Origin of the sequence: Pararobbsia silviterrae (assembly GCF_003628125.1) — a bacterium.
Lineage (GTDB): Bacteria > Pseudomonadota > Gammaproteobacteria > Burkholderiales > Burkholderiaceae > Pararobbsia > Pararobbsia silviterrae.
In genome coordinates this window covers 258517-282536 of record NZ_RBZU01000006.1, presented here as the reverse complement: position 1 = coordinate 282536, position 24020 = coordinate 258517, and the positions used below count along the sequence as shown (strand labels likewise).

The window sequence follows — 24020 nt, the reverse complement described above, 5'->3', positions numbered from 1 at the left end:
CGATGCCCCATGAGGATGCCTCCCCCGAGAATGCCGCTTAAGGCGCGGCGCTGGCGATTCGCGGGGAAATCCCGCAAAATTCGCCCAGATATCGCCTCATCGGACAGACAGCGCCTGCGTACCCACCCCTATCCATGATCAAGGTCCTGATTGCCGACGACCATCTTCTGGTCCGCGAAGGTCTTCGCCATATCCTCGAATCGGCCGGCAACATCGAAATCGCGGGCGAAGCCTACGACAGCCCGACGACGCTCGCGCTCGTGCGCGGCACGTCGGCGCGCGTGCTCGTGCTCGATCTGTCGATGCCGGGCCGCAGCGGCATCGACCTGATCCATCAGATCCGCGAGGCCGTGCCGTCGCTGCGCATCCTCGTGCTGACGATGCACGCCGAGCAGCAATATGCGGTCCGCGCGTTCAAGGCGGGCGCGGCCGGCTATGTGACGAAGGAAAGCGCGGGCGACGAGCTCGTCGCCGCGGTCAACAAGGTCGCGAGCGGCGGGGTCTATGTGAGCCTGTCGATGGCCGAGCGCTTCGCGCAAAGCCTGAACGAACCGGCCGATGCGCAACCGCATCAGCGCTTGTCGGACCGTGAATTCGACGTGTTTCGCCGCATCGTGGCGGGCCAGACGATCACGGAGATCGCGCAATCGCTCTGCGTCAGCGCGAAAACCGTGAGCACCTACAAGACGCGCATTCTCGAGAAGATGCAGATCCCGCACGAAGCGGCGCTCGTGCGATACGCGATCAAGCACAACGTCTTCGAAGAATCGGACGGTCTCTGACCGCCCTATTGCATCGCCGCGGCGTGCCCGCTCCATGCGGCCTTGCGCAGGCCCGCGACGGTCAACTCGCTTGTGCCGACCGCCGTGCCGTCGCAGATCCCCTGATGGAACACGAGCACGCGATCCGCGATTTCGAGCAGTTCCTCTTCCTCGCTCGATATCACGAGCACGCAACGCCCCTCGGCGGCCATGCGGCGAATGATCGCGTAGATGTCGGCCTTCGCGCCGATATCGACCCCCTTGGTCGGCTCGTCGAGCAGCACGAGTTGCGCATCCTGACCGATGACGCGCGCGAGCAGCACCTTCTGCTGGTTGCCGCCTGAAAGCGATTTGATCGGTCCGCGCAGATCGCCGCGCGTATTCATTTCATCGAGAATCGCGCGCGCGCTCAGTGTCGCCTCTTTGTGATCAACGAGCGCGTGCTTGCGGAAACGTCGCAGGATCGGCAACGTCGCGTTCGTGAGACTCGACATCAGCGGCACGATGCCGTCCTTCTTGCGCTCCTCGGTCAGATAGCCGACCCCTTCGCGTATCGCCTGGGCCGGCGTCGTCGCGGCGTAGTCCTTGCCCGCCAGACGCACGCGGCCGCCGACGATCTTCTCGAGCCCGTAGAGCGTGCGGCAGAATCGCGTGCGTCCCGCGCCCGCGAGGCCGTAGATGCCGACGATCTCGCCGGGCCACGCTTCGAGCGAGACCGCGCGCAGACGATCCGTCGCCAGTCCCTTGACGTCGAGAAACGGCGCCGACACGCGATCCGGCTGCCGCGCGACGGCGCGCTCGGCGGTGTCGATCGACGCCCCGGCGTCGCCGACGATCGCGTCGATGATGTCCTGCTTCCGGATGTCGCGATCGGCGTGATAGATGACCTTGCCGCCGCACATGACGGTCGCCTCGTCGCAGACGCCGAGTACTTCGTCGAGCTTGTGCGACACGAGCACGACGCCGATATGGCGTTCACGCGCGATCTTGCGGACCGCATTGAGCAGCGCCTCGGCCTGCGCGCCTTCGAGCGCCGTCGTCGGTTCGTCGAGAAACAGAAAGCGCGCCTTGCGGTCGAGGTTCGCGACGACTTCGAGCATCTGCTTGTCCGGATGCGAAAGGTCCTTGACGAGGCTCAGCGGATCGATCGTGAGCTTGTAGTCGTCGAGCACGGCTCGCGTATGGGCCTTCATGCCGGCCGCATCGAGCCGGCCGCGCTTCCTGAGCTCGCGGCCGAGAAACAGGTTCTGCCAGACCGTCATGGCCGGAATCAGTCGCAGTTCCTGATACACACAGGCGATCCCTTTCTTGAGCGCATCGCGCGGCGAACTCAGCGACACGTGCGCGTCGCCGAGCAGCAGCTCGCCCGAGTCCTGCGGGTTCACGCCCGCGAGAATCTTGAGCAGCGTCGATTTGCCGGCGCCGTTGTGCCCGAACAGACCATGGATCTTTCCGGGCACGACGTCGAAGTTCACGCCTTGCAGCACGGGCACGCCCGCAAATGCGACACGGATGTCGCGCGCGCGATACCGATCGTTGATGTGATTCATCTCGAAGCGTCCTTCCCGGCTTGCGCCGAGCAGCGTGCACGGCGCGCGTGCACGAATGGGATCGACTGCGTGTCGAAAGCGGGACCGCGGCGCACAGCATCCGCGGCCCGTCGATTCGATCAATACGCCTGATCGACGACCTGACCCGCGTTGTCCTTGTTGACGAGCAGCGGCGGGCTATTGAGCAGGTCCGTCGGCGTCTTGCCCGCGAATTGCTGATTCACGCTGTCCACGAGCAGCGACGCGAGCCGCACGGGCTCCTGAATCGCGCCCGCCTTGAGCACGTCGCCCGACTGGATCTGCTTGACGCCGTCCTTGTCGACGAACGCGTAGAGCTTGACCTTGTCCTTGAGACCCAGCTGATTGATCGCCGCGAGCGCGCCGAGCGCCGACGGTTCGGTGTCGGAATAGACGACGGTCATGTTCGGGTTGCCTTGCAGCATCTCGGTGGTGACCTTCAACGACGTCGTCTCCTCGACCTTGCCGTTGACGAGCGCGACGACCTTGAGGTTCGGATTCGACGCGATCGCCTGCTTGAAGCCGTCGTCACGCGCATTGGCCGCGGTCGATGTCGGTTCGCCGACGATGCCGATCACCGCGTTCGCGTCGTTGCCGAGATCCTTGACGAGCTGCTGGCCGATGAAGACGCCGCCGGCCTTCTGATCCGTCTGCACGCCCTGCACGATATGCGCGCCCTGCTGTTTGAGGCCGTCGGGGTCGGGCAGGATGTTGATCGCGTAGGCCGGGATATTCGCCTTGTTCAACTCCGAGATGACCGAGACGCACGGGCCCGAGCTCACGCAATTGACCGCGACCGCGTCGACCTTCTTCTGCACGAACGTCTGGACCTCGGACAACTCCTTCGCATCGTCGTTGTCGGCGATCGAGACTTCGACCTTCATGCCCTTCGCCGCGCCGCTGTCCTCGAAGCTCTTCTTCATTGCGACGTAGTACGGGTTCGTCAGATTCGGCAACACGACGCCGAGCGTCTTCGCGCCGCCCGCAGCCTGCGTCGCGGGCTCGCGGTTGCAACCGGACAAACCGAGCGCGAGGACCGAGCAGACCAGCGCGAGTGTCTTCATGGAATGAGTACGCATGTTTTTCAACCTGTTCAGGACGTGCTTTTCAGCGAATCGTTGTGTTGGACGAACTTCCGGTCGCGACGCGATTTCAGCCAGGGAAAGCTGAGGCGTTTCGACGATCGGAGCGTGTCCAAGGTGACTCCGACCAAGATGATCAAACCGATGACGAGCGGCTGCCAGTAGGCGCTCACGTTGAGCACGTTCATGAGGTTCGAGATCGCGGCGATCAGCATCGCGCCGATCATCGCGCCGACGACGCTACCGCTGCCGCCGAACAGGCTCACGCCGCCGACCACGGCGCCCGCGATCGAGAAGAATAGTTCGTCGCCGCGGCCCGCCGTCGGATAGCCCGTCATCAGACGCGAGCCGTAGATCAAGCCGCCGCACGCGGCGCACAGCCCCGAGATCGAATAAACGAACAACGTCACGCGCGGCACGCTGATGCCCGACAGCCGCGCGGCGTCCGCGTTGCCACCGACCGCGTAAATATGCGTACCGGTCACGGTCTTGCGCAGCAGCAAGGCCGCAAGCACGATCGCGACGAGCAGCGCGAGCACCGGAAACGGAATGCCGAACGGACGCGATTGACCGATGAGGCCATAGCCGATCTGCGTCACGCGAATCGATTCGGCGCCCGTGATGATTTGAGGAATCGATGCGGCCACGCCCATCGTCGCGAACGTGACGATGAACGGCGGCACCTTCGTGCGCTCGATCAGCCAGCCGTTGACCATGCCCGCGAACGCGCCGACGAGCATCACGAGCGGCACGGCCGCTTGCCAGGGCACGCCAAAGCGCTCCATGAGCAGCGCCGCGACCACGCACGTCATCGCGACGATCGATCCGCACGACAGATCGATGCCGCCCGTGAGCAGCACGAACGACTGACCGAGACACAGGAAACCGATGACGGCGCCATTCAGCAGCAGCACCATCATGTTCGACACCGTCAGGAAGTTCGGCGTCGCGATGAAGCCGCCCAGCATGACCGCGAGAAAGACGATCGCGATGCCCGCCTCGTTCGGCAGTCGGAAGCGGGGATGCTGCCCGCGAGGGGATGCAAGACGACTCATGGTTGTCTCCTGTATGTGACGGAGCATTGGAAGCAGCGGCATCGATGCGTGCGCGGGCCGCAAGGCGGCCGTACGCGGCGCGCTCGACGCCATGTCCGCGACCGGCCATCACGCACGACGCGCTCGATCGGCCAGACGCTCAAGTCGGAGTTCGGATACGGGGACACGGCATGCGGTCGTGCATCCGCGCGCTCGCGCTTCGCGAACGCGCCGGCGGGCGCCTTCGTCTCCATTCCTTTTCCTTTTTTTAATTTCCGCTCGAACATCGGGGCGGCATGCGCCGTTCAGCGCAGCGTTCACCGATTCCTTGGTGGCGTCGCTGAGATGTTCTACGTTGATCACACTCTACGCATGGAATGGTAAAGTGTCAACTAAATGATAAAGATGTGATCATTGAAGTGTTCAAGCGTGCGCGCCGGCCGCCGCGAAAAACGGCGCCGGCCCCACCCGGTCGGGCGCGGCGGCGTATCGGTCAGATCGGGAATCATGCCGTGCATCGCGGAGAACCGGACCCATCGATCGCCGAACCGGTTCGGCACGGGCACCGTCATGCCGTCGCCATGCACGCAACGGCATCGCGACATCGGCTAGAATGTTCGACGTTGAACATCGGGTGTTCGATTGCCGCAATCGCACGGCCGTCGCCCGCCATCGCCACGACACCGCACCGACCCATGGCCAGTAAAGAGCAACGCTCCGACCAGATCCTCGAACTCGTCGATTCCCGGCATTTCATGAGCATTGGCGACCTCGCCAAGGCGCTGACCGTCTCCGAGATGACGATCCGCCGCGACGTCCGCGATCTCGCCGACGCAGGCAAGGTGCGCACCGTCTACGGCGGCGTGGCCTCGCTCGAGAACGGCGGCGCGACATCGAGTTACAACGCGCAGACCGAGCACGGCCAGCACGTCGACGAAAAGCGGCGCATCGCGCAAGCCGCGTGCGCGCTGCTGACGCCCGGCGACGTCGTGATCCTCGATTCGGGCACGACGGTCCAGCAGCTCGCCGAATGCCTGCCGGCCGACGGCACGTATACGTTTATCTGCTACAGCCTCAACACGATCAATGTGCTCGCCAAGCGCGAGAACACGACGGTCATCTCGCTCGGCGGCGTGCTGTCGCCGAAGTCGTACACGTTTTCGGGCCCCGACGCGATCCTCGCGATGAACCGCTACCGGGCCAACAAGGCCTTCATCGGCGCCACCGGCTACGAGCTCAAGCAAGGCCTGACCTGCAGCTACGTCGAGGATTGCTCGTGGAAACAGGCTGCGATGCAATCGAGCGTCGAGAGCATCCTGCTCGTCGATTCGTCGAAGTTCGGCAAGGTGTCGACGTGCAGCTTCGCGGGCGTCGAACATTTCGACACGGTCATCACCGACGCGGGCATTCCCGATCGCTACCGGTACGACCTCGAAGCCAAGGGCCCGAAGCTCGTGATCGCGGGCTGACGCCCCTCACGCGCCGCGCGTGACTACATTTAGAACATAAAAGTTAGATTTACACCATTAATGTTCTAGTGTTACCATTGAATCGTATCGCGCTTCGCCGGATTGTTTCCAGGCAACGGGATGCGATCCACTTTACGCGGCGCCATCATGAACGATCTGACTCAACTGAAGATTCCGACCGTGGCAGGCAACATCCTCGGCGAAATCGAAACCGCGCTGTGCGGGGTCGATGCGACCGATCTCGATGCGCTCGTCGCTGAAATCGAGCGCGCGCCTCGCGTGTTCTGCCTCGGCGCCGGACGGTCGGGCATTCTGCTTCAGGCGTTCTGTATGCGGCTCAACCATCTCGGCGTGGAGGCGTATATGGCGGGCGGCCTGCCTTGCCCGCCCGTCGCCGCGAACGATTTGATCCTGGTGGCATCCGGCTCGGGAGAAACGCGCAGCGTGACGGCCATCCTCGATCAGGGCCGGCTCGCGGGCGCGCGCATCGCGCTGTTCACGGCGCGGCGCTCGCGCGTCGGGCGCATCGCCGCCGACGTCACGGTCGTGATCCCCGCGCCGACGGCGCTCGTGAACCGCGACCATGCGCAGAACCTGCAGCCGATGCGCACGCTGTTCGAGCAGGCGTTTTTCCTGCTCAGCGAATCGATCGTCTGTTGGCTCAAGATTCAAAAGGGCGTCGGAGAAGAAGACATGGCGAAGCGGCACGCGAATCTTGAATAACGCCGGTCTCCGAGTGCGCCCTTGATCGATTACGCCTCTAGCCTCTAGCCTAGCTGCCGAGACTGCCCATCGCGGATTGCTGGTAGTTCGCGATGCCGAGCTTCTCGATGAGGCCGATCTGGATTTCAAGCCAGTCGATATGTTCCTCGGTGTCGTCGAGGATCTCGACGAAGATCTCGCGCGAGACGAAATCCCTGACCGATTCGCAATAGACGATCGCTTCCTTGCATGTCGCCTGCGCGGTCCGTTCGAGCTTGAGATCGCATTCGAGCACTTCCTGCGTGTGCTCGCCGATGAGCAGCTTGCTCAGGTCCTGCAGGTTCGGCAGCCCGTCGAGCATGAGGATCCGCTCGATGAGTTTGTCCGCATGCTTCATCTCGTCGATCGACTCGTCATACTCGTGTTTGCCGAGCGCCTCGAGTCCCCAGTGCTTGTAGAGCCGTGCGTGCAGGAAATACTGGTTGATCGCGGTGAGCTCGTTCTTCAGCTCGGCGTTCAGATATTCGATGACCTTCGGATCGGATTGCATACGCCTCCCGTTCGTTGAGCGGATCGCACGTCGACGGACTTCGCGATGGCACGCGATGCGCGGCGCGCGGCGCCCGACGCGAAGTCTTCAACGAGCATAGACGGTCCGCGCGAATACGCCGCGAATGGTCGTGACAAAGCAAATCATTCCCATTTATCGGCGCAGGCGGCCTTTGACGGGGGACCGACCTTGATGAACGACCGCCCTCGATGAGCGGAGGCATGGAGTGGGAAATCGCGCCTGGCAGGACATCGAACCTGGAGGAACGTCGAAACCCGCGGGAGATTCCCGTTGCCGAGCGATCCCCTCTTGATCCGGCCAGCCGATTACTGCGGCACGCTGACGAAGCGTCCGTTGACGGGGTCGCGCAGCACGTGCATCGGTAATCCGTAGATCGCTTCGAGATTCGCTTCGGTCAGCAGCTCCGACGGCGTGCCGTGCATGAGGATCTTGCCCTCGCGCAGCGCGACGATCCGGTCGCAGAAACGCGCGGCCATATTGATGTCGTGAAGCACGATGACCGCCGCGATGCCGCGCTGCGTGCAGAGCGTGCGCACGAGTTCGAGCACTTCGATCTGATGCGCGATATCGAGCGCCGAGGTCGGCTCGTCGAGCAACAGGCAATGACTGTCCTGCGCGATGAGCATCGCGAGCCAGACGCGCTGGCGCTCGCCGCCCGACAGACTATCGACCTGACGGTCCGCGAACTGCGCGACATCCGTCATCTCCATCGCGGCCGCGACGCGCTCGCGATCGCGCTCGCCGAACGCGCCGAGGCTGCCGTGCCACGGATACCGGCCGAGCGCGACGAGTTCGCGCACGAGCATGCCGTCGGTCGACGGCGTGTATTGCGGCAGATGCGCGACACGGCGCGCAAACTCGCGCGGCTTCCATGACGCGATGGGCTTGCCGTCGAACCGGATCGCGCCGCGATGCGGATCGCGATGGCGCGCGAGCATCGCCATCAACGTCGTCTTGCCCGACCCGTTATGACCGATCAAGCCCGTCACGCATTCGCGCGGAATCGACAGCGAGATATCGTCGAGCAGACGTCTCGCGCCGATATCGAAGTGAACGCGTTCGAGTTCGAACAGCGGAACGGCGGACAAAGCAGCGGTGTCGGGCGAATGCATGGTCATCGAGAGTCAGGCGCCGCTAGGCGCGCGCGGGTGCAGGGGTAGGCGCGGATGCAGCGGGCTCCTGCGGGGCCCGGGGCGCTGCGGCGCCGGCAAGCGATGCGGCCGCGGATAAGGCCTCGCCCTCGCCCTGCGCGACGATCTGCCCGAAATCGAGCTTGATGTAGCGATCGGCGAGATGGAAATAGCGGTCGTCGTGCGTGATGACGACGACCGTTTTGCCCTTGGCCTTGAGTTCCGGCAGCAAGCGCCGATAGAACACGTCCTTGAACAGCGGATCCTGGTCCGCGGCCCATTCGTCGAACAGATAGAACGGCCGGTCTTCGAGGTACGAGACGAGCAAGGCGAGCCGCTTGCGCTGACCCTGCGACAGTTCGAGCGTCGAAAACACGCCGTTCTCGACCGTGACCTTGTGCGAGAGCTGAAGCGCATCGAGCAGTTCGTGCGCGAGCGCATCGATCGCGCCGACCTGGATGCCGAGCAGCGTATCGAACAGAAAGAAATCGCTGAACACGACGGAAAAGTGCTGGCGGAACATATCGCGCTGCGCTTCGCCGATCTCGCGTCCGTCGAGCACGATCCGCCCGCTTTCGGGCGCATAGAGCCCGACGATGAGCTTCGCGAGCGTCGTCTTGCCGCTGCCGTTGCCACCGATCACGAAGACGAGTTCGCCGGGACGGAAACTCAGGTCGATCGGACCGAGCGTGAAAACCTCGTTTTCCTTTTCGCGGAAGTAGCGATGCGTGATGCCTTCGAACACGATGCGTTCGAACGATTCGACATGCGGTACGGGATCGCTGGCTTCGCCCGGCAACTCCGCGTTGAGCTGCTCGACGCGTTCGAGCGCGACACGTGCCGTGCTCAGATTCGGAATGGCCGACAACACGCCCTCGATCGGCACGATCATGTAGAGCACGGTCATCGCGAAGCCCGACAGCATATGCGCGGTGACCGGCACATAACGTGTGAGCACGAACAGCACGATGCCGATGAACGCAAAGAAAATAAAGCTGCCCCAGCTTGCCGCGGCCATATAAAGCACATAGCCGCGCGTGCGTTGCACGCGCACGGCTTCGACATTGGTCGCAAGCGTCGTATCGACGAACTCGCGCATGCGTGCGCGATGCAGTTTCAGTTCCTTCGCGCCGTCGAACAACGCGCGGAAATGCCGGACGAGCGAGTCTTCGCGGCGCCGCGAATTGCGCAGATGGAACAGGCCGCGCGTATTCGCGAAGTGAAAGCCCGCCGACCCCAGGCACAGCGTCACCGCCGCAAGCCCGAGCACCTGGAGCGACAACATGCCGAGGTAGACGAGGCACCCGGCGATGAGCGCCGCGTTCATCACGAGACCCGGCAGACCGACGAACAGTACGACGATCGCATCGAGATCCTGCGTGAGCACGCTCAGCGAGCGCGACGAACCTTGGCGCTCGACATGGATGTACGGCGCGGCCGCGATCCGGTCGATGGTCTGCATCCGCAGCCTCGCCTTCGCATCCTGCCCGAGGCTCATGAACAACGCCTGAGAACCCGTGCGCGTGATGAGCACCGCGACGCCGATCATCAAAAACCGCCAGCCGAGGCCGATGAGCTGCGCGCTCGTCGCGACGAGCGCCTGATTGATCAGCGCGACGAGCGCCGCATTACCAAAACCGCTTGCCAGACTCATGCCCATCGCGAGCACGAGCCGCATGCGCGAGCCTTTAACCAAAAACCAGAGAGTACGCATCGTATTCAAAAGGGCTTGCGGGAGACCGATTCGACTCGGAATGCAATGAGAATAATTATTATTTAAATCGTCTAAGTTTCGCATACCCGCGATACACACGCATGAAAGCGATGGCGGAAATACGTTATTCGTCGATTTTATTGCTCCAGATCGCCACTCTTTGGCAGGGTTCGCGGCCGCGCGGGTGACGCGACTAGCCGACTCGCGCGACGATCGTCTCCGCGGCGCGCCGGCCCGACTCGACGGCGCCGTTCATAAAGCCCTGGAATTCGAGGCTGCAATGCTCGCCCGCGAACAACAGATTACCCACGGGCGCGCCCTCCCAGCCCGCGAGCGTCGTCCATTGTCCGGGCTTGAAATTCGAATACGATCCGCGCGAGAACGGATTCGCGCGCCACTGCGTCGCGACGCTGAGACCCGTATACGCGGCCTCGATGCCGGGAAACATCGCATCCGCCTCGCGCAGATACCGTCCCGCGAGCGCAGCCGGATCGCTCGCCGTGAGCCGCGCGCCCGTCGCGCCGCCGAGAAAGAACGCGTACGCGCTGCCCGTTGCCTGCATGCGGCCCGAATCCCAGCCCGTCTGGAACGCGAGATCCGAGTACGCGCCGCCGTCGCGGCCCTGGTCTCGCCAAACCGGCGCCGAGAGGCCGACGACGAGCTTTTCTCCGCTGCCGTAGCCGAGCGTATCGATCGCGAGACGCTTGGACGGCGGAAGGCTAAGCGGCAATTCGACCTCGCGCAAGACCGTGAACGGAATCGCGAGCACGACGAAGTCGGCGTCGATTTCCTTGCCGCCGTGCTCGCGATCGAAGTTAAGCCGATAGCCCGCGCCGTGTTCGCGCACCGAAACGAGCCGACACGCGAGTTCGATCCGATCGTGCAGACGCGCCGCGAGTTCGCGCACGATGCGCTCGTTGCCGCCGCGCACCTTGAAGCGTTCGTCGCTGCCGCCGAATACGCTGAACGCCTCGTCGCCGTCGCTTGCGTCGAGCGACAACATCGAAAGCATGTTCAAGCACGATTGCTCGCCGAGCTCCGAACCGTACTCGGTCGTATAAGCGACTTCGAGCAAACGGCGCAGCCAACCGCTCGCGCCCGCGTGATCGAGATAGTCGGCGATCGACATCCGATCGAGACGGACGTCGGCCGGCGCATGCCGGAACGCCGAGATCACCGGCGAAAGCGTATCGACGTCGATGCGCATCCGCGCGGCGAGACCCGCGAATTCACTCGCGACCTGAGCTTCCGAATAGTGCGCGCCCGCGAAGTAATACGACGGCGTCAAGGTCAGTTCGGACGTCGCCTCCGTATCGATGAGCGGCAGATCGAAGGCCTCGACGAGCCCGAGCAGATCGGCATGCGTACTGTCGATGAATTCACCGCCGAGTTCGGTCACGAGTCCCGTGCCGAGCCGATCGACGAGCGATTCGACACGGCCGCCGACGCGCGACGACGCTTCATAGACAACCGCTTCGATGCCCGCTTGTTCAAGCGACCACGCGGCGCTCAGGCCGGCGAGGCCGGCGCCGACGATCGCGACGCGCGGGCGCGCATGCCGCGCCGTGCGCGACGCGGGATCCGGATCACGCGCCACGTCTTGCGTCGAAGATGCGGCGCTCATCGACAAGCCTCCCGCTTCGTGTTCATGAGCTCGGCCATACGGATCGCGTCGATGCGCAGCAGAAACGCCTGGCGATCGAGCTTATAGAACGGATCGCGCGCGACATCGCCAAAGTAGCGTGCATAGCGTTGGTCCGGACCGAGCCATTGACCGACGTCCTCGCCATCGCGATCGAGCAGCGCGAACACAAGATACAGATACTCGAGCTCCCAACAATCGCTTGCATGCTCGATCGCCGCGCGCAGCGGCTGTTCGAACTCGCGCAGGATCGCAAGGCGTTCCGACGGTTCGGCAAGCCGGACCCATGCGAAAAATTCGTCGAGGCAAATGCCGCGCACGCGTGCGTTCGCATGCGCGAAGTTCGCGCGAAGCGCGCGCCGCAGCCGCTGATAGCCGTCGAATTCGCGCACGTTGAAGGCCGCGTCGACGATGCCGTAACGCACGCGCCAATACGCATCAGGCTCGGCGAGCAACTCGTCGATCAAGCTCAGATTGTCGATGTCTTCGTGCACGAGATCCGCGACGACCGATGTCGCGGCCTCGGCGACGGCCCAGAACGAGTGCGAGAACAGCACCTTGATGATGTCGAGCACGATGCGCCGCGTCTCGCGCTTCTTCTCCTGAAGCGCGGCGTGCAGCGCCGGGACGGCGGCGCGCACGATCGGATCGCCCGCGGACAGCGTGTCGTAGCCTTCGAGCAGCGCGACGAGCGGCCGGTCGGGGTCGCCGTCCGCGCGGATATACGGGTCGGCGAGCAGACGATCGAGCTTCGCGCGCGTCGCGGCATGTTCGTTTGCGCAATCCGATACGCGCCGATCATGCGCCGCGCGCGGTGTCATGAGCACATGAAAATCGTCGACGTCGAGCGCGTTGTTCTCCCAGATCGGCGCAAAGAAAGGCTGCCACGCGGGCTCGTTCGCGATGTGAAGCGCAAGCGCGGCCGGGTCCGCATGCGCGAAGCTCACGACGAATTCACCAAGAATCATGCGCTCGATATTGGTCGGGCTCGACGCCCAGCGCTCGATCACATCGAGATCGATCAACTCGGGCTCGTCCAGGAAGATCTCCTGGAGCGCGTAACCGGCCGCTTCGCGCTCGTCGATATTCGGACTGCGCGCCATCGCCTTGATGTCCGCGAGCAGTCTGTCGCGCTGCGCCGGCGCGCCCGCAGCCGCGAAGACGTCACTGAGCGCCTCCCCCACCGTATGTTTGGCGACGATATCGATCGACGTGATGAAGCGATCGCGGATCCGCTCTCGATTCGGCTTCCACCATACGTCGTAGTTGAATTCGATGAGGATGCGCAGCACCGCGCTGTAGATCCCCGTTTCATAGGTATCGAAGATGATGTTCGCGAGCGCGAGCGGCGACATCGCCTTGATCACGTCGTCGCGCTGCGTACGCTCCTGATCGGACAATTCGTGCGAGGCCCATTGACCGAGCCAGTGCGAGAGCGCGAGTCCGACCTTGCGGCTCGTCACCGACGACAGATACCCGCGCGGTACGTCATGCCGCCACTCGGTGCGCACCTTGAGCTGATTGAGCAGCGCAACGGCGTCGGCGAGCTGGCCGGCTTCGAGCAGATGCGTGACCCCATGACGCGCGAAGTACGCGGCGAACGGCCCCGCGCGCTCCAGCGAGAACGCGGAGTCGCGCGCGAGACCGACGACCCATTCGCGAGCGCGCTTCACTGCGTCGATCGTCGCCGCATCGGTCTCGAGATGCTGGCGCAGCGACTCGTGATACAGGCTATACCCGCTGCCGATGCGCGCGCCGCCGGCCTGCACGTCGCGGCCGCCGCGCAGCATCGACGAAAGCCTCAGAATGACCGTTTCGAACCAGGCTTCGGGATCGCCCGACGTCGACAACTCGCCGCGGATGCGCATGAGCAGTTGTTCCTTCGACAACGGCTCCTTGGCGACCGCGATCAGACAGAGCACTGGCGTGAGCAGCGTGTACTCGGTCCCGATCGCATGCTGCTTGAGCAGTTGCTGATAGTAGCCCGTGAGCTTGTCGGGAAGCGGGTCGCGACCATCGAGTTTGAACAGGCGGCCGGCGAGGATATCGAGCACCACGTAGCGCAAATAGAGCGGCAAGCCATCCGACTTCTGCCGAACGCGATCGACGAACGTGCTGCCCGTCGTGTACCGGCAGACGGCGAGCCTGTCGGGCATGCGTTCGACGCAGAACATCGTGCCGTCTTCGTCGAGCAGCCACGACGCGCTGTGCTTGCCCTTGCGTCCTTTGTGTCGTCCTTTGTCGTGTCCTCTATCGCGTTGTTTACCCTGTCCATCGCCACGTCCTTCGCCCTCTTCCCGGATCGGATAGCAACGGACCTTCTCGCCGAATTCGATGCCGGATTTCGCAAACGCATCGCGTACGTCGGGCGGCACGACGCCCGTATCGAGTATCGCGATCGTCTCCTGCGTCAGCGGCAGCGTGCCGAGTTCGGTCCGGCTCATCGTGTCGTTCCGGATCAGGACGTTGCGCGCGGGTCCGATCTGGTCGAGCAGGATCGCGCGAATGTCCTCGTCATGCATCGGTTCGAGACCATCGGGAAAGATGTCGTAGGCCCCTGCGTCGCGAAGCTTGCGCGTGAGCGACGAGTTCGATGATTCGGCTCGGCCCGACAAAAGCCACGTGACGTTGCCGCGCGGCGCGCATTCGCGCGCGAGCTTGACGCAAACCTCGGTCAGAAAAGCGGGATCGAAATCGTCGATCTCGTCGATGCCGTCGAGGATGAACACGCATTGCGCGCCGGGCGCGAGCGACAGCAACGCGCTCTGCAGCGTTTCGAGCTTGTAGTCCGCCGCGTCGTCGGACTTCTGGATGCGGCGCAGGCTACGCGACGCGAGCATGAAGAAATATTCGCGCGAACATCGTGCATCGCCGCGCTTGAACCGGTACGGCACGATCGTGAGCGGTGCGTCGAACGTCTCGTGCTCCGACATCAATCGATGCGCGACCTTCGCGATCAGCGTCGATTTCCCCATGCCCGGACTGCCCGACAACCAGAGCAGCGGAAGCGGAATACGCGGCGGGCTGCGCACGAGATCGAGCACGTGCGACAGGACGTGCTGCCGTCCGACGAACAATTTCGCATCCTTGCCGATCTCGCGACGAAAGCTCTCGACCGCGTCGTCGCCCGTGCGATCGGCATCGCGCGCCTGCGGGGGGAACATCTCGAGAAACTTCGCGCTCGCGTTTGCGCGGCTCGAACTCCAGTACGCCGCGTCCAGACCGATCGGCGTGTAGTGGAAGCCTTCGACGGAACTGCGCCGCGCATAGATCTCGACCACGATGTCTTCGGGCAGCGCATCGAGGTTCGCGACCCACGGCATCCCGTATCGCGCGAGCGGCCAGATCACGACACTGCGTCCGCCGCGCGCGACGACGATCTCGTCGTCGTTCGGCAGCGGCGCCTGCGCGACGGGTTCGCTCGTGCGCTCCGGCTTCTGTCCGCGTAACAGCGTGAGCGCGCCTTGCGGCGAACGCGCGTAGAACGTCAGCTTGTCGAGCCAGAGGAAACGCGCGAGAAACAGGTCGATGGGATCTTCCCATTTACGCAGCAGCATCGCGGCGGCCTCGTGCGTCAAACCGCCGCCATGCGCAAGCCGGTTTCTGAGCGCCGAAAACGAGGCGATCATATTCGTGTTCTGATCGCCGCGCGCCGGCCCCGTGCCGTCGAAGAACTCGGCAATGTCCTGCGCGAGTCCGGGCAGCTCGTCGAGCACCGTGTCGTCGCGCGGCAGAACCTTGATGAGGTCGAGCAGCATCGACTTCCAGAGTCCGAGCGTCGGCCGGTCGATCCGGTCGCGCAGCATGTCGACGACGTCCGGCGTCCATCGGTTCCGCGACACAAGTTCGCCGATGCAAAGCACGACCAGCACGCGCAGCGTGAGCTCGACGGCTTCACATGCGCGCCACAGCTTGAGCAAGTGCACACGTTCGCCGGCTTCGGTCTTGTCGTCCTGTTCGTATTCGGCAATCGCGATCGCAAGCGGCGTCGGCAGCGCGGCAACCCTCGCGCGACCGAGAACGGTATCCGTCTGGGAGGCCATGGGTCCTCTCGTCGATGAAACGGCATGCGTGGAGTCGTGAAACGCGAATGCAAAGTGTAGTGCCGTGGCGCACAGATCCGGTTGCTCGAAAGCCACGTGCGCGCGATCGATCGACGCACACGAATCGAGCTGCGCGAGACCCGCGCACGCAAAGGCTCGCGCATGAACCGACCGCATGACCGAGTCGATCCGCGTCCGTGCGTGCACGATGTCTGTGCGACGCCATACAGTCGCATCAGCCTGTCTGCCTCTAGACTCGGGCGGCTGCTCATGTCGATCGCTCGACGTTGACAAAACACCTACATTCCTTTCGATATCCATACCGACGGGGCCTGCATGGACATTGCGCATTTCCTCGACGCAATCGTGCGATTGCGGCCCTGGGTGATTCCGATCAATGCCTCGCCGCAGCAAGCGAAAGACGCACTCGGGCATCGCGTGGCGATCGCGCTCGGCGGAGGCTTCCCGCCCGAGTCGGACATCGACGGCTTCCGGTTGCACAAGGGTCCGGACGATCTGTCGCTCTCGCAGGTCGCCTCCACACTCGGCCCCACGTTGCGCGCCCACGCATCGCTCCAAACATCGGTCGGCCAGCCTCCGGCCGATGTGCTCGATCGGCTCGCGTTCTTCGTCAAGGACGCAAGCCCCGACAGCTTGCTGAGCGCGCTGATGTGCATCGCGCATCTCGCGGACGTGCCGGATGTCGCGGCATGCTTCGCGCCGTGGATCGTATCGGTCACGCACTGGGACCTCGGCCATATGCCCGAGCACCCGTTCCGCTCGTGGCCGGCGCTGGCGAGCGCGCTGAGCCATACGCATTTCGCGAAGTCGGGCGGCATCGCGACGCGGGACGACGACGCCTCGTTCTGGCCCGACGTCGCATGGCGCCGGTGCTTCGAATTTCTCGTGCGCAGCCTGCAGGATGGCTTGGATCCCGAGCAGATGCCGAGCATGCTCGGCCACCCCGCGACGAACGCGTTGCGGCGGCTCGAACAAGTCTACGAACACATCCTCACGCACGCGACGATCCTGCGTCTGTCCGTGCCGGCCGTCGATACGCCGCAGGCGCATATGATGGTCGATACCCTCGTCTATGTCGAAGACGAACCCAGCGACGCCGTGAAAATCTTCGGCCGCGCGGACACGAAACGTTCGAGCGGCGGACACGGATTCAAACTCGGCGTCTCGTACCGGCCGAGCGCCAGTGCATGGAATCGCTTCACGATTCACACCGATCCGACCGAGGGACTCGATCTGACATCGCTCTGGATCGAACTCGAACGGCGCGAAACCGAGACGTATCGCGATACCGCAACCGGCGCCATCTCTCGCGCCGCCGATGCGACGTCGCCGACGCAGGCCGAGTTCTCGACAGGGCAAGCGGATGCCCGTCCCTATCTGCCGCGCGGATCGAAGGGGCCGAGCGGATTCCAGGCCGGCGATCTTGACCATCTGTCGAATCGGAACGGACAGGCGCGCGCGCTCGCCAAGGTCAACAACATCTGGTGCGATCCGTGGTTTCTGTTCAAAGACGCGAGTCTGATCGCATCGCCCGGTCTTCAAGCGCTAGGCGCCAACGCCACACCGACGCGTCTCACATGGAACGACGTGCTCGACAGCTTATGGACCGTCTTCAATCCGCTAAGCGGCATTCGTGTGAACGCGCGCATCCACGCGCACGACGACCTTGCCGAAGACGTCGAATTGCTCAAGGCGCCCCCGATCGACGTCGGATCGGACGGCCCGGTCTTTCGGTATCTCGACTGGCCCAAGAGCACCGAACAAGCGCATCCGATGCGCGGCATCTCGTTGGGCGATTCGAGCGTCAGGATCCTCGCCGCACTCGCGGAAGAACGCGCGAAACCCGCGCCGATCGGCCTGTCGCGTTTGCCGCCGAGCACCGAATGCAAGCTCGTCACATTGAGCGGCGGGTTCGCGGTGTTATCGAACCGCGGCTGTGTCGTCGTCGATGACTGGCACGAACAACGCCTCAGGGACAGCGAAATCATCCCGGTCATGCGCAGGGCGTCGGAATGGCGCAGTCAGCTCCGGGCCCACGAAAGCAATCTGATCGCGTTCAACGCGCAATGGAAAGGCGAGTCCGATGCGCGCGGGACCGGGTCCGCGCTGACCGAGGCTTGGCTCAAGGAAAAGAGTTTGTATCAGTTGCTCGGTCAGGTCGCGCTCGCGCGATCGACGCTCGCGAGTCAACGCGTGAAGGCATCGGCCGCGATTCCCGACGCGAATGCGCGGCTGCTCTACCAGCAATTGAAAAGCTTTTGGGAATTGCCCGAGCGCGAAGCCTATGTCGATCAAGGCTATCAACAAATCGAAGCGTCGGTCAAAGCACTGCTCGAAGCGCGTTCGGCGCGCTTGCTGCGCTTTCTCGGCATGTACGGTTTTCCCGCGTTCATCAGCAGCAATTTTTCGAAGGCGACCGCCGGCCTCATTAATTCCGGACTTGTCGCCCATCCGCCGACCGCATTCGGTCATCGGCTCGCGTGGACCTTGCCCCCCGCGGCCTATGACGCCTGTATGGCAGGCGGAGAACTGCTCACGTGGATTGGCTGGACACTGTTGCTCGCGTGGGTCGTGGGCGCGTTCTACCATCGTTGGGATCCGGTCTCGACCCCCAAAGCGGCGAAGGGGCGCAAGGCACGTTCGACGTGAAGTTCGTTTCATGAGCGACGCCCATGTCGCGACCGTCGATCGGCGGGCCGCACGCGCCCGACGCGCCTCACTGTTTCGACGGCGCGGGCTTCCAAAGCGGCACGCGGCGCGTATCGATCGTTTGCGGCAGAAAACCCGCCGCGGTGAACGCATCCGCAATGGCCTGCTGTTCGCCGAATGCCTCGGGCACGACAAGCCGTACCGCATAGCTGCGGCGCGCATTCGCGCGCTCGACCGTCGCCGCGTCGAGCCCCCAGACCGGCGCGAGCAATCGCGCGGCCTCGTCGGGATGCGCCTTGACCCAGACGCCCGATTCGACGAGCGCGTCATAGACGACCTTCAGAACCTCGGGATGCGCATCGGCGAACGGTTTCGATGCGAGGTAATAGCGCTGATACGACGCGAGCCCGCGGCCGTCGGTGAGCACGCGCAGCCCCGGCTCGTGTTCGACGCTTGCCAGATAGGGGTCCCATGTGACCCATGCGTCGACGCTGCCGGTTTCAAGCGCCGCGCGGCCGTCGGCCGGTGCGAGATAGGCGATCTGCACATCGTTCGGCGTGAGGCCCGCGCGACGCAGTGCCGCGAGCAATAAATAGTGCGCGCCGGCCGCTTTGGCGACCGCGATGCGCTTGCCCTTGAGATCGGCGACGGTCTGCGCCGCGGCATCCTTGTGAACGACAATGGCCTGCGCGCTCGGCGACGGCGCCTCTTGCGCGACATAGACGAAATCGGCGCGCGCGGCTTGCGCGAAGATCGGCACCGTATCGGCGACGTCGGCGCTGAAGTCGACCGCGTTCGCATTCAATGCTTCAACGAGCGGCAATCCGCTCGCGAATTCGGCCCATGTCACGTGGACGCCGAGCGGCGCCAGGGCTTTTTCAAGCGTGCCCTGCGCCTTGAGCACGACGATCAGCGTCGACGACTTTTGATAACCGATGCGCAATTCCGTCGCCGCCGCGCGTGCGGAATCGGCATGCATGCCCGCGACGACGCCGCACACGCCGAGCACACACACGTAAAGCGCGGCGCGAAGTCGATTGAAGAAAGGGGCGTGAGCGAAATTGAGCACGGTGTCTCCGGCAACGACAAAAAGAAAGGCCAGGCGGGCATCAGGAAAACCCTGAAGTCAGGCCTCGCGATGCTACCGGACGCCGTGATGCGCGCTAAATCACTAAAACGCGAATGGATATCGCATCGCGTTCGAACGACCTCGCGCTCGACGCAAGCGCATTGCGACGGCTCGCGATCGCCGCATCCGCAAGCCTCCGGCAATGCGCTCTCATGGTGATCATGGGCGGTGGTCTTTGCGATGGCCGCTCCCGATGTCGACTGCCCCATGCCGTCGAATCCGCTCGATCGGTCACATCGACCGGCACATTTCGACGATCGGAAAATAAGATGTATTAGGGTTATATCTTAGTGCGCGCAAACGTTTTCGCGCCTAACGTTTTATGCACGCAATCCACGGCTTTGACGTCGGATGCGATCCATATACAAGCAAGGGAGACACGATTGACTCAGTTTCCGCAGCTCACGGAATCGACGCGCGTCGCGCGACTCGAACCGCCCGCCCGCAAGATCCGCGTCGTCATCGACACCGACACGTTCAATGAGATCGACGATCAATTCGCCATCGTTTACGCGCTGTTGTCCCCGTCGCGCATGAACGTCGAAGCGATCTACGCGGCTCCGTTCCACAACGTCCGCTCGACCGGTCCCGGCCAGGGCATGGAACTCAGCTACGACGAGATCCTGCGGCTGCTCGACCTGATGCGCCGCAAGCCGGACGGCTTTGTGTTCCGGGGTTCGACACACTTCATCGGCGACAGCGGCAAGCCGCAGGACAATGCCGCCGTGCGCGATCTGATCGACCGCGCGATGGCCTCATCGCCCGACGACCCGCTCTATATCGTCGCGCTCGCCGCGATCACGAATATCGCGTCGGCGATCCTGATCGAGCCGCGCATCATCGAGCGCATCGTCGTCGTATGGCTCGGCGGCCATGCGCTCTGGTGGCCCGATACGCGCGAATTCAACCTGCGACAGGACCCCGCCGCCGCGCGCGTGATCTTCGATTGCGGCGTGCCGGTCGTCATGTTGCCGTGCATGGGCGTCGTGTCGAACCTGCGCACGACCGTCGCCGAACTCGCCGCGCACGTCGAACCGTCGGGACCGCTCGGCGCGTTTCTTGCGCGACGCGTCAAGGAATACGCCGACGAAAAGCAAACGCTCGGCTGGTCCAAGCCGATCTGGGACATGGCGCCCGTCGCCTGGCTCAACGACGCGCGATGGACCGCGCACGGTCTCGTGCCGAGTCCCGTGCTCAATTCGGACGTCACGTGGAGCGCGAATGCCGCGCGCCATGTGATCCGCTATATCCATCACATCGACCGCGACGCGATTTTCGGCGATTTCTTTGCGAAGCTCGCCGCATTTTCGCGTTAGCACCGCACACGGCGCGCGGTCATCGATACACGGCGCCGAACATGCAGTCCCGCATAACAATCGACTGATTCGGAGGAGACATTCGTGAAACCGCGTTCCGCCCTAGCACGCTTCGCAGCCACAGCCGTCGTCACCGCCTTGACCGTTCTTCACGCGACGACCAGCGCCGCGGACGTCGTCACGATCAATTTTCTCCATGCGCAAAACGACCGGACCTATGGTCCGGTCATCGAAGCGTTCGAAAAGGCGAATCCGAACATCAAGGTTCGTGAACAACGCGTGCCGTTCGATCAATTGAATCCGCAGGTGCAGGCGCGCATCGGCGCGGGCGACGACAGCATCGACCTGTATGGTGTCGACGAGCCGCGCGTACCCGCGCTCGCCAAGCGGGGGCTGCTCGTCGATCTGTCCGCGCAAAAAGATCTCGTGCTCTCGAAGACGACGCCCGAAGCCGTCGCCGCGACGAGCGCGAACGGCAAGCTTTACGCACTGCCGCAATGGACCTCGACGCAGTTGCTGTTCTATAACAAGGACCTGCTCGCGAAGGCCGGCGTCGAGCCGCCCTCGGCCGATCCGGCCAAGCGCCTGACGTGGGACGACCTGCTCGCGGCCGCCAAGAAAGTCCAGGGCGCGGGCGCGAAATACGGCGTCGCCTTCGAACAGGTCGATCGCTATTACCAGCTTCAGGCGCTGTTCGAATCGAGCGGCGCCGGTCCCGGCCTGACCGGCGACGGCCTGCTGACTCCGGCGGTCAATACCGACAAATGGGTCAAGACGATGGCCTGGTACGGCGACCTCTACAAGAACGGGCTTGCGCCGCGCGGCATCACGCCCGAACAAATGGGCTCGCTGTTCATCAACGGCCAGATCGCGTACTTCGTCGGCGGTCCCTGGAATTTCTATGACTTCACGAAGGCGAGCGCGCTCAAGTGGGGCATCGCGCCGCATCCGTATTTCGCGGGCGGCAAACCCGTGACGCCGACCGATTCGTGGGCCGTCGGCATCAGCCCGCACAGCAAGCATCAGGCCGAGGCGTTGAAATTCGCGCTGTTCATGACGATCGACGATCAAGGCGCCTTGCTCTCGACGCAAACGAATCCGTTGCCGCCCGCGAACCAGACGGCATTCAATCGCTACGTCGCCGAGCAAACGAAACTCGGTGGCGAATCGACCGCGCCGTATGCCGCGCTGCTGCCGTATGAACTCAAGAACACGGCGGTCAGCCGCCCGCGCACCGTCGGCTATGTCGCGTTCGAAGAGGTCATGAACAAGGCGTTCAGCGATGTGCGCAACGGCGCCGATGCGAAGCAGACGCTCGATCGCGCGAACGGTCAGCTCACGTCGATCTTTGCGCGGCTCAAATAGCGCGCGGCACGGAGGCATCGATTGAAGGCATCCAGCACCGCGGCATTGGCTCCCCCCGCACCCGCGCGCGCGCGACCGACGTGGCGTTCACGGCTGAGCAACAACGAGACGGCCGTCGGCCTGCTGATGCTCGGCCCCGTCTTCGCGGCGCTCGTCTTCCTGAGACTGTGGCCCGCGATCGCGGCGATCACGCATTCGTTGAGCGCCGACGACGCGGGCGGCGGATTCAGTCTGGCCGTCTATCGATCGCTGTTCTCCGACCCGACGTTCCAGAACGCGCTCTATCGGACCGCGCTCTTTTCGGTGATCGTCAATCCGTTCCAGATCCTGCTCGCGCTCGCGATCGCCGTGCTGCTCAATCGGCGCATCGCGCTCGGCGGGCTCTGGCGCACCTTCGTGCTGCTGCCCGTCGTGATTCCGCAAAGCGTATCGGCCTTGATCTGGGGCGTCGCGTTGCGGCCCGACGGTCCGATCAATGCGCTGCTCGCGGCGATCGGCTTGCCGCAGCAAGGCTTCCTGACGTCGACGACGCAGGCCCTGCCGAGCATCATCGTCGTCGTGAGCTGGGTCGGCGTCGGCTACTGGACGACCTTTCTGCTCGCGGGTCTCAAGGACATTTCGCCGTCGCTCTACGAGGCGGCCTCGCTCGACGGCGCAAGCGCGTGGCAGAAGTTTCGTTACGTGACGCTGCCGATGCTGCGCCGGCCCTTGCTCTTTGTTCTCGTCGCCGACACGGTGTCGAACTTCCTCGTCTTCGCGCCCGTGCAGATCCTCACGAACGGCGGACCGCAAGACACGACGAACCTGATCATGGCCGACATCTTCTCGCGCACCTTCGTCTATAGCGACGACAAGGGCGGCGCGGCCGCGACGGTGATCCTGGTCGCCGTCGTGATGCTCGTCGTGACGATCCAGTTCCGGCTCATGAAGGAGCGAGGCGAATGAACACGTCTACCCACGCGGCCGCGCACGAACGCGCATCCCGTCTCGCGCTCGTCGGCGCGGTCATCGTCGGCGCGGTATCGATGGGACCGTTGTATTGGGCTTTCGTCTCGTCGCTGCGTCCCGGCGAGGACATTCTCAAGTACCTGTCGCCGCTGCGGATCTGGACCTTCATCCCGAACCGATTGACGCTCGATAACTGGCTGCATGTCTGGTCGGGCCCGTTTGCGCGATCGATGTTCAACAGCGTATTCGTCGCGCTTGTCACGATCGTGATCGGTCTCGTGATCTGTTCGATGGCGGCCTTCGCGCTCGCCAAGCTCCGCATTCCAGGCCGCGCGGCGATCTTTTCGATCGTCGTCGTCAGCTTTTTGATTCCGTTCGACGCGATCGCCGTGCCGTTGCTGACGCTGTTTCGCGCGGTCGGTCTGCAAAACACGTATGCGGGGATCATCCTGCCCGGCGTCGGCAACGGCTTCGCCGTCTTCATGCTGCGTCAGTTCTTTCTCGGCATTCCGGGCGAGCTTGCCGATGCGGCGCGCGTCGACGGACTCGGCTGGTTCGGCGTCTTCATGCGCATCTACGTGCCGCTATCGGGGCCCGCGCTGATCTCCGCCGGGCTCATTCTGTTCGTGTTCCAGTGGCAAGCCTTTCTCTGGCCGCTGTTGATCGCGCCCGATCCGAGCTATAAGGTCGCGGCAGTCGCAACCGCGGATTTCGCGGGCCAGTTCGCGACGGATTTCGGTTCGATCTTCGGCGCGAGCGTTTTCATCTCGATCGTGCCGCTCGCGATCCTGCTTGTTTTCCAGCGCTATTTCACCGCGTCGCTCGCCGCGAGCGGATCGAAGGAGTAGCGACACACGGGGTTCGGGTCGCGCGGCG

Annotated in this window: 19 protein-coding genes; 9 read left to right on the top strand and 10 right to left on the bottom strand. The window is 63.8% G+C overall.

Annotation, left to right across the window (positions count from 1 at the left end):
- The first annotated feature begins 134 nt into the window (after positions 1-134).
- Positions 135-782, top strand: a complete 648-nt coding sequence (locus D7S86_RS15770; protein WP_121087792.1) for a response regulator — start codon at positions 135-137, stop codon at positions 780-782.
- A gap of 5 nt (positions 783-787) precedes the next feature.
- Here D7S86_RS15770 and D7S86_RS15765 read toward each other — a convergent pair whose 3' ends face one another.
- From D7S86_RS15765 to D7S86_RS29565, 4 genes are all read right to left on the bottom strand, one after another.
- Entirely contained in the window at positions 788-2311 is a 1524-nt protein-coding gene (locus tag D7S86_RS15765; RefSeq protein WP_121087875.1) for a sugar ABC transporter ATP-binding protein, read from the bottom strand.
- A gap of 119 nt (positions 2312-2430) precedes the next feature.
- Positions 2431-3408 (bottom strand): substrate-binding domain-containing protein, encoded by a 978-nt coding sequence (locus D7S86_RS15760; RefSeq protein WP_205962827.1) that lies wholly within the window; start codon positions 3406-3408, stop codon positions 2431-2433.
- Between the two features lie 14 nt (positions 3409-3422).
- Positions 3423-4466 (bottom strand): ABC transporter permease, encoded by a 1044-nt coding sequence (locus tag D7S86_RS15755; RefSeq protein WP_121087874.1) that lies wholly within the window; start codon positions 4464-4466, stop codon positions 3423-3425.
- Between the two features lie 371 nt (positions 4467-4837).
- Positions 4838-5017, bottom strand: coding sequence for a hypothetical protein (locus D7S86_RS29565; RefSeq protein WP_158601981.1), 180 nt, complete (start codon positions 5015-5017; stop codon positions 4838-4840).
- Positions 5018-5140: 123 nt separating this feature from the next.
- On the opposite strand from D7S86_RS29565, the gene D7S86_RS15750 reads away from it, so the two are divergent.
- Entirely contained in the window at positions 5141-5914 is a 774-nt protein-coding gene (locus D7S86_RS15750) for a DeoR/GlpR family DNA-binding transcription regulator (protein WP_158601980.1), read from the top strand.
- A 147-nt stretch (positions 5915-6061) separates the two neighbouring features.
- Positions 6062-6637: a phosphoheptose isomerase family protein gene (locus D7S86_RS15745; RefSeq protein WP_121087789.1), complete on the top strand. Its 576-nt coding sequence runs from the start codon at positions 6062-6064 to the stop codon at positions 6635-6637.
- Positions 6638-6686: 49 nt separating this feature from the next.
- Here D7S86_RS15745 and bfr read toward each other — a convergent pair whose 3' ends face one another.
- The 5 genes from bfr to D7S86_RS15720 all read right to left on the bottom strand — a co-directional run bounded on the left by bfr (position 6687) and on the right by D7S86_RS15720 (position 15716).
- Entirely contained in the window at positions 6687-7166 is a 480-nt protein-coding gene (gene bfr / locus D7S86_RS15740) for a bacterioferritin (protein ID WP_121087788.1), read from the bottom strand.
- A 326-nt stretch (positions 7167-7492) separates the two neighbouring features.
- Entirely contained in the window at positions 7493-8299 is an 807-nt protein-coding gene (locus D7S86_RS15735) for an ABC transporter ATP-binding protein (RefSeq protein ID WP_121087787.1), read from the bottom strand.
- A gap of 22 nt (positions 8300-8321) precedes the next feature.
- Complete coding sequence (locus D7S86_RS15730) at positions 8322-10031, bottom strand: cyclic peptide export ABC transporter (protein ID WP_121087873.1); 1710 nt, start codon at positions 10029-10031, stop codon at positions 8322-8324.
- Between the two features lie 193 nt (positions 10032-10224).
- Positions 10225-11655, bottom strand: a complete 1431-nt coding sequence (locus D7S86_RS15725) for a flavin monoamine oxidase family protein (protein WP_121087786.1) — start codon at positions 11653-11655, stop codon at positions 10225-10227.
- The gene (locus tag D7S86_RS15720) at positions 11652-15716 is read right to left on the bottom strand and encodes an ATP-binding protein (protein ID WP_158601979.1); all 4065 of its coding nucleotides are present in this window, start codon (positions 15714-15716) and stop codon (positions 11652-11654) included. Before D7S86_RS15720 ends, D7S86_RS15725 begins: the two co-directional genes overlap by 4 nt.
- Before the next feature lie 336 nt (positions 15717-16052).
- On the opposite strand from D7S86_RS15720, the gene D7S86_RS29560 reads away from it, so the two are divergent.
- The gene (locus D7S86_RS29560) at positions 16053-18386 is read left to right on the top strand and encodes a hypothetical protein (protein ID WP_158601978.1); all 2334 of its coding nucleotides are present in this window, start codon (positions 16053-16055) and stop codon (positions 18384-18386) included.
- 67 nt (positions 18387-18453) lie between these two features.
- Here D7S86_RS29560 and D7S86_RS15710 read toward each other — a convergent pair whose 3' ends face one another.
- On the bottom strand, positions 18454-19365 hold the full coding sequence (locus D7S86_RS15710; RefSeq protein ID WP_121087872.1) for an aliphatic sulfonate ABC transporter substrate-binding protein: 912 nt from the start codon (positions 19363-19365) through the stop codon (positions 18454-18456).
- A 72-nt stretch (positions 19366-19437) separates the two neighbouring features.
- Here D7S86_RS15710 and D7S86_RS29155 point away from each other — a divergent pair, with 72 nt between their 5' ends.
- The 5 genes from D7S86_RS29155 (at position 19438) to D7S86_RS15685 (ending at position 23992) form a co-directional block, all read left to right on the top strand.
- On the top strand, positions 19438-19674 hold the full coding sequence (locus tag D7S86_RS29155) for a hypothetical protein (RefSeq protein WP_158601977.1): 237 nt from the start codon (positions 19438-19440) through the stop codon (positions 19672-19674).
- A gap of 224 nt (positions 19675-19898) precedes the next feature.
- Positions 19899-20831 carry a nucleoside hydrolase gene (locus D7S86_RS15700; protein ID WP_121087782.1) on the top strand — a complete coding sequence of 311 codons (933 nt, stop codon included), beginning with the start codon at positions 19899-19901 and terminating at the stop codon, positions 20829-20831.
- 138 nt (positions 20832-20969) lie between these two features.
- On the top strand, positions 20970-22196 hold the full coding sequence (locus D7S86_RS15695) for an ABC transporter substrate-binding protein (RefSeq protein ID WP_158601976.1): 1227 nt from the start codon (positions 20970-20972) through the stop codon (positions 22194-22196).
- Between the two features lie 21 nt (positions 22197-22217).
- On the top strand, positions 22218-23141 hold the full coding sequence (locus D7S86_RS15690) for a carbohydrate ABC transporter permease (RefSeq protein ID WP_147432349.1): 924 nt from the start codon (positions 22218-22220) through the stop codon (positions 23139-23141).
- Positions 23138-23992, top strand: a complete 855-nt coding sequence (locus D7S86_RS15685) for a carbohydrate ABC transporter permease (RefSeq protein WP_121087779.1) — start codon at positions 23138-23140, stop codon at positions 23990-23992. The genes D7S86_RS15690 and D7S86_RS15685 overlap by 4 nt, the downstream gene beginning before the upstream one ends.
- The last annotated feature ends 28 nt before the right edge of the window (positions 23993-24020 follow it).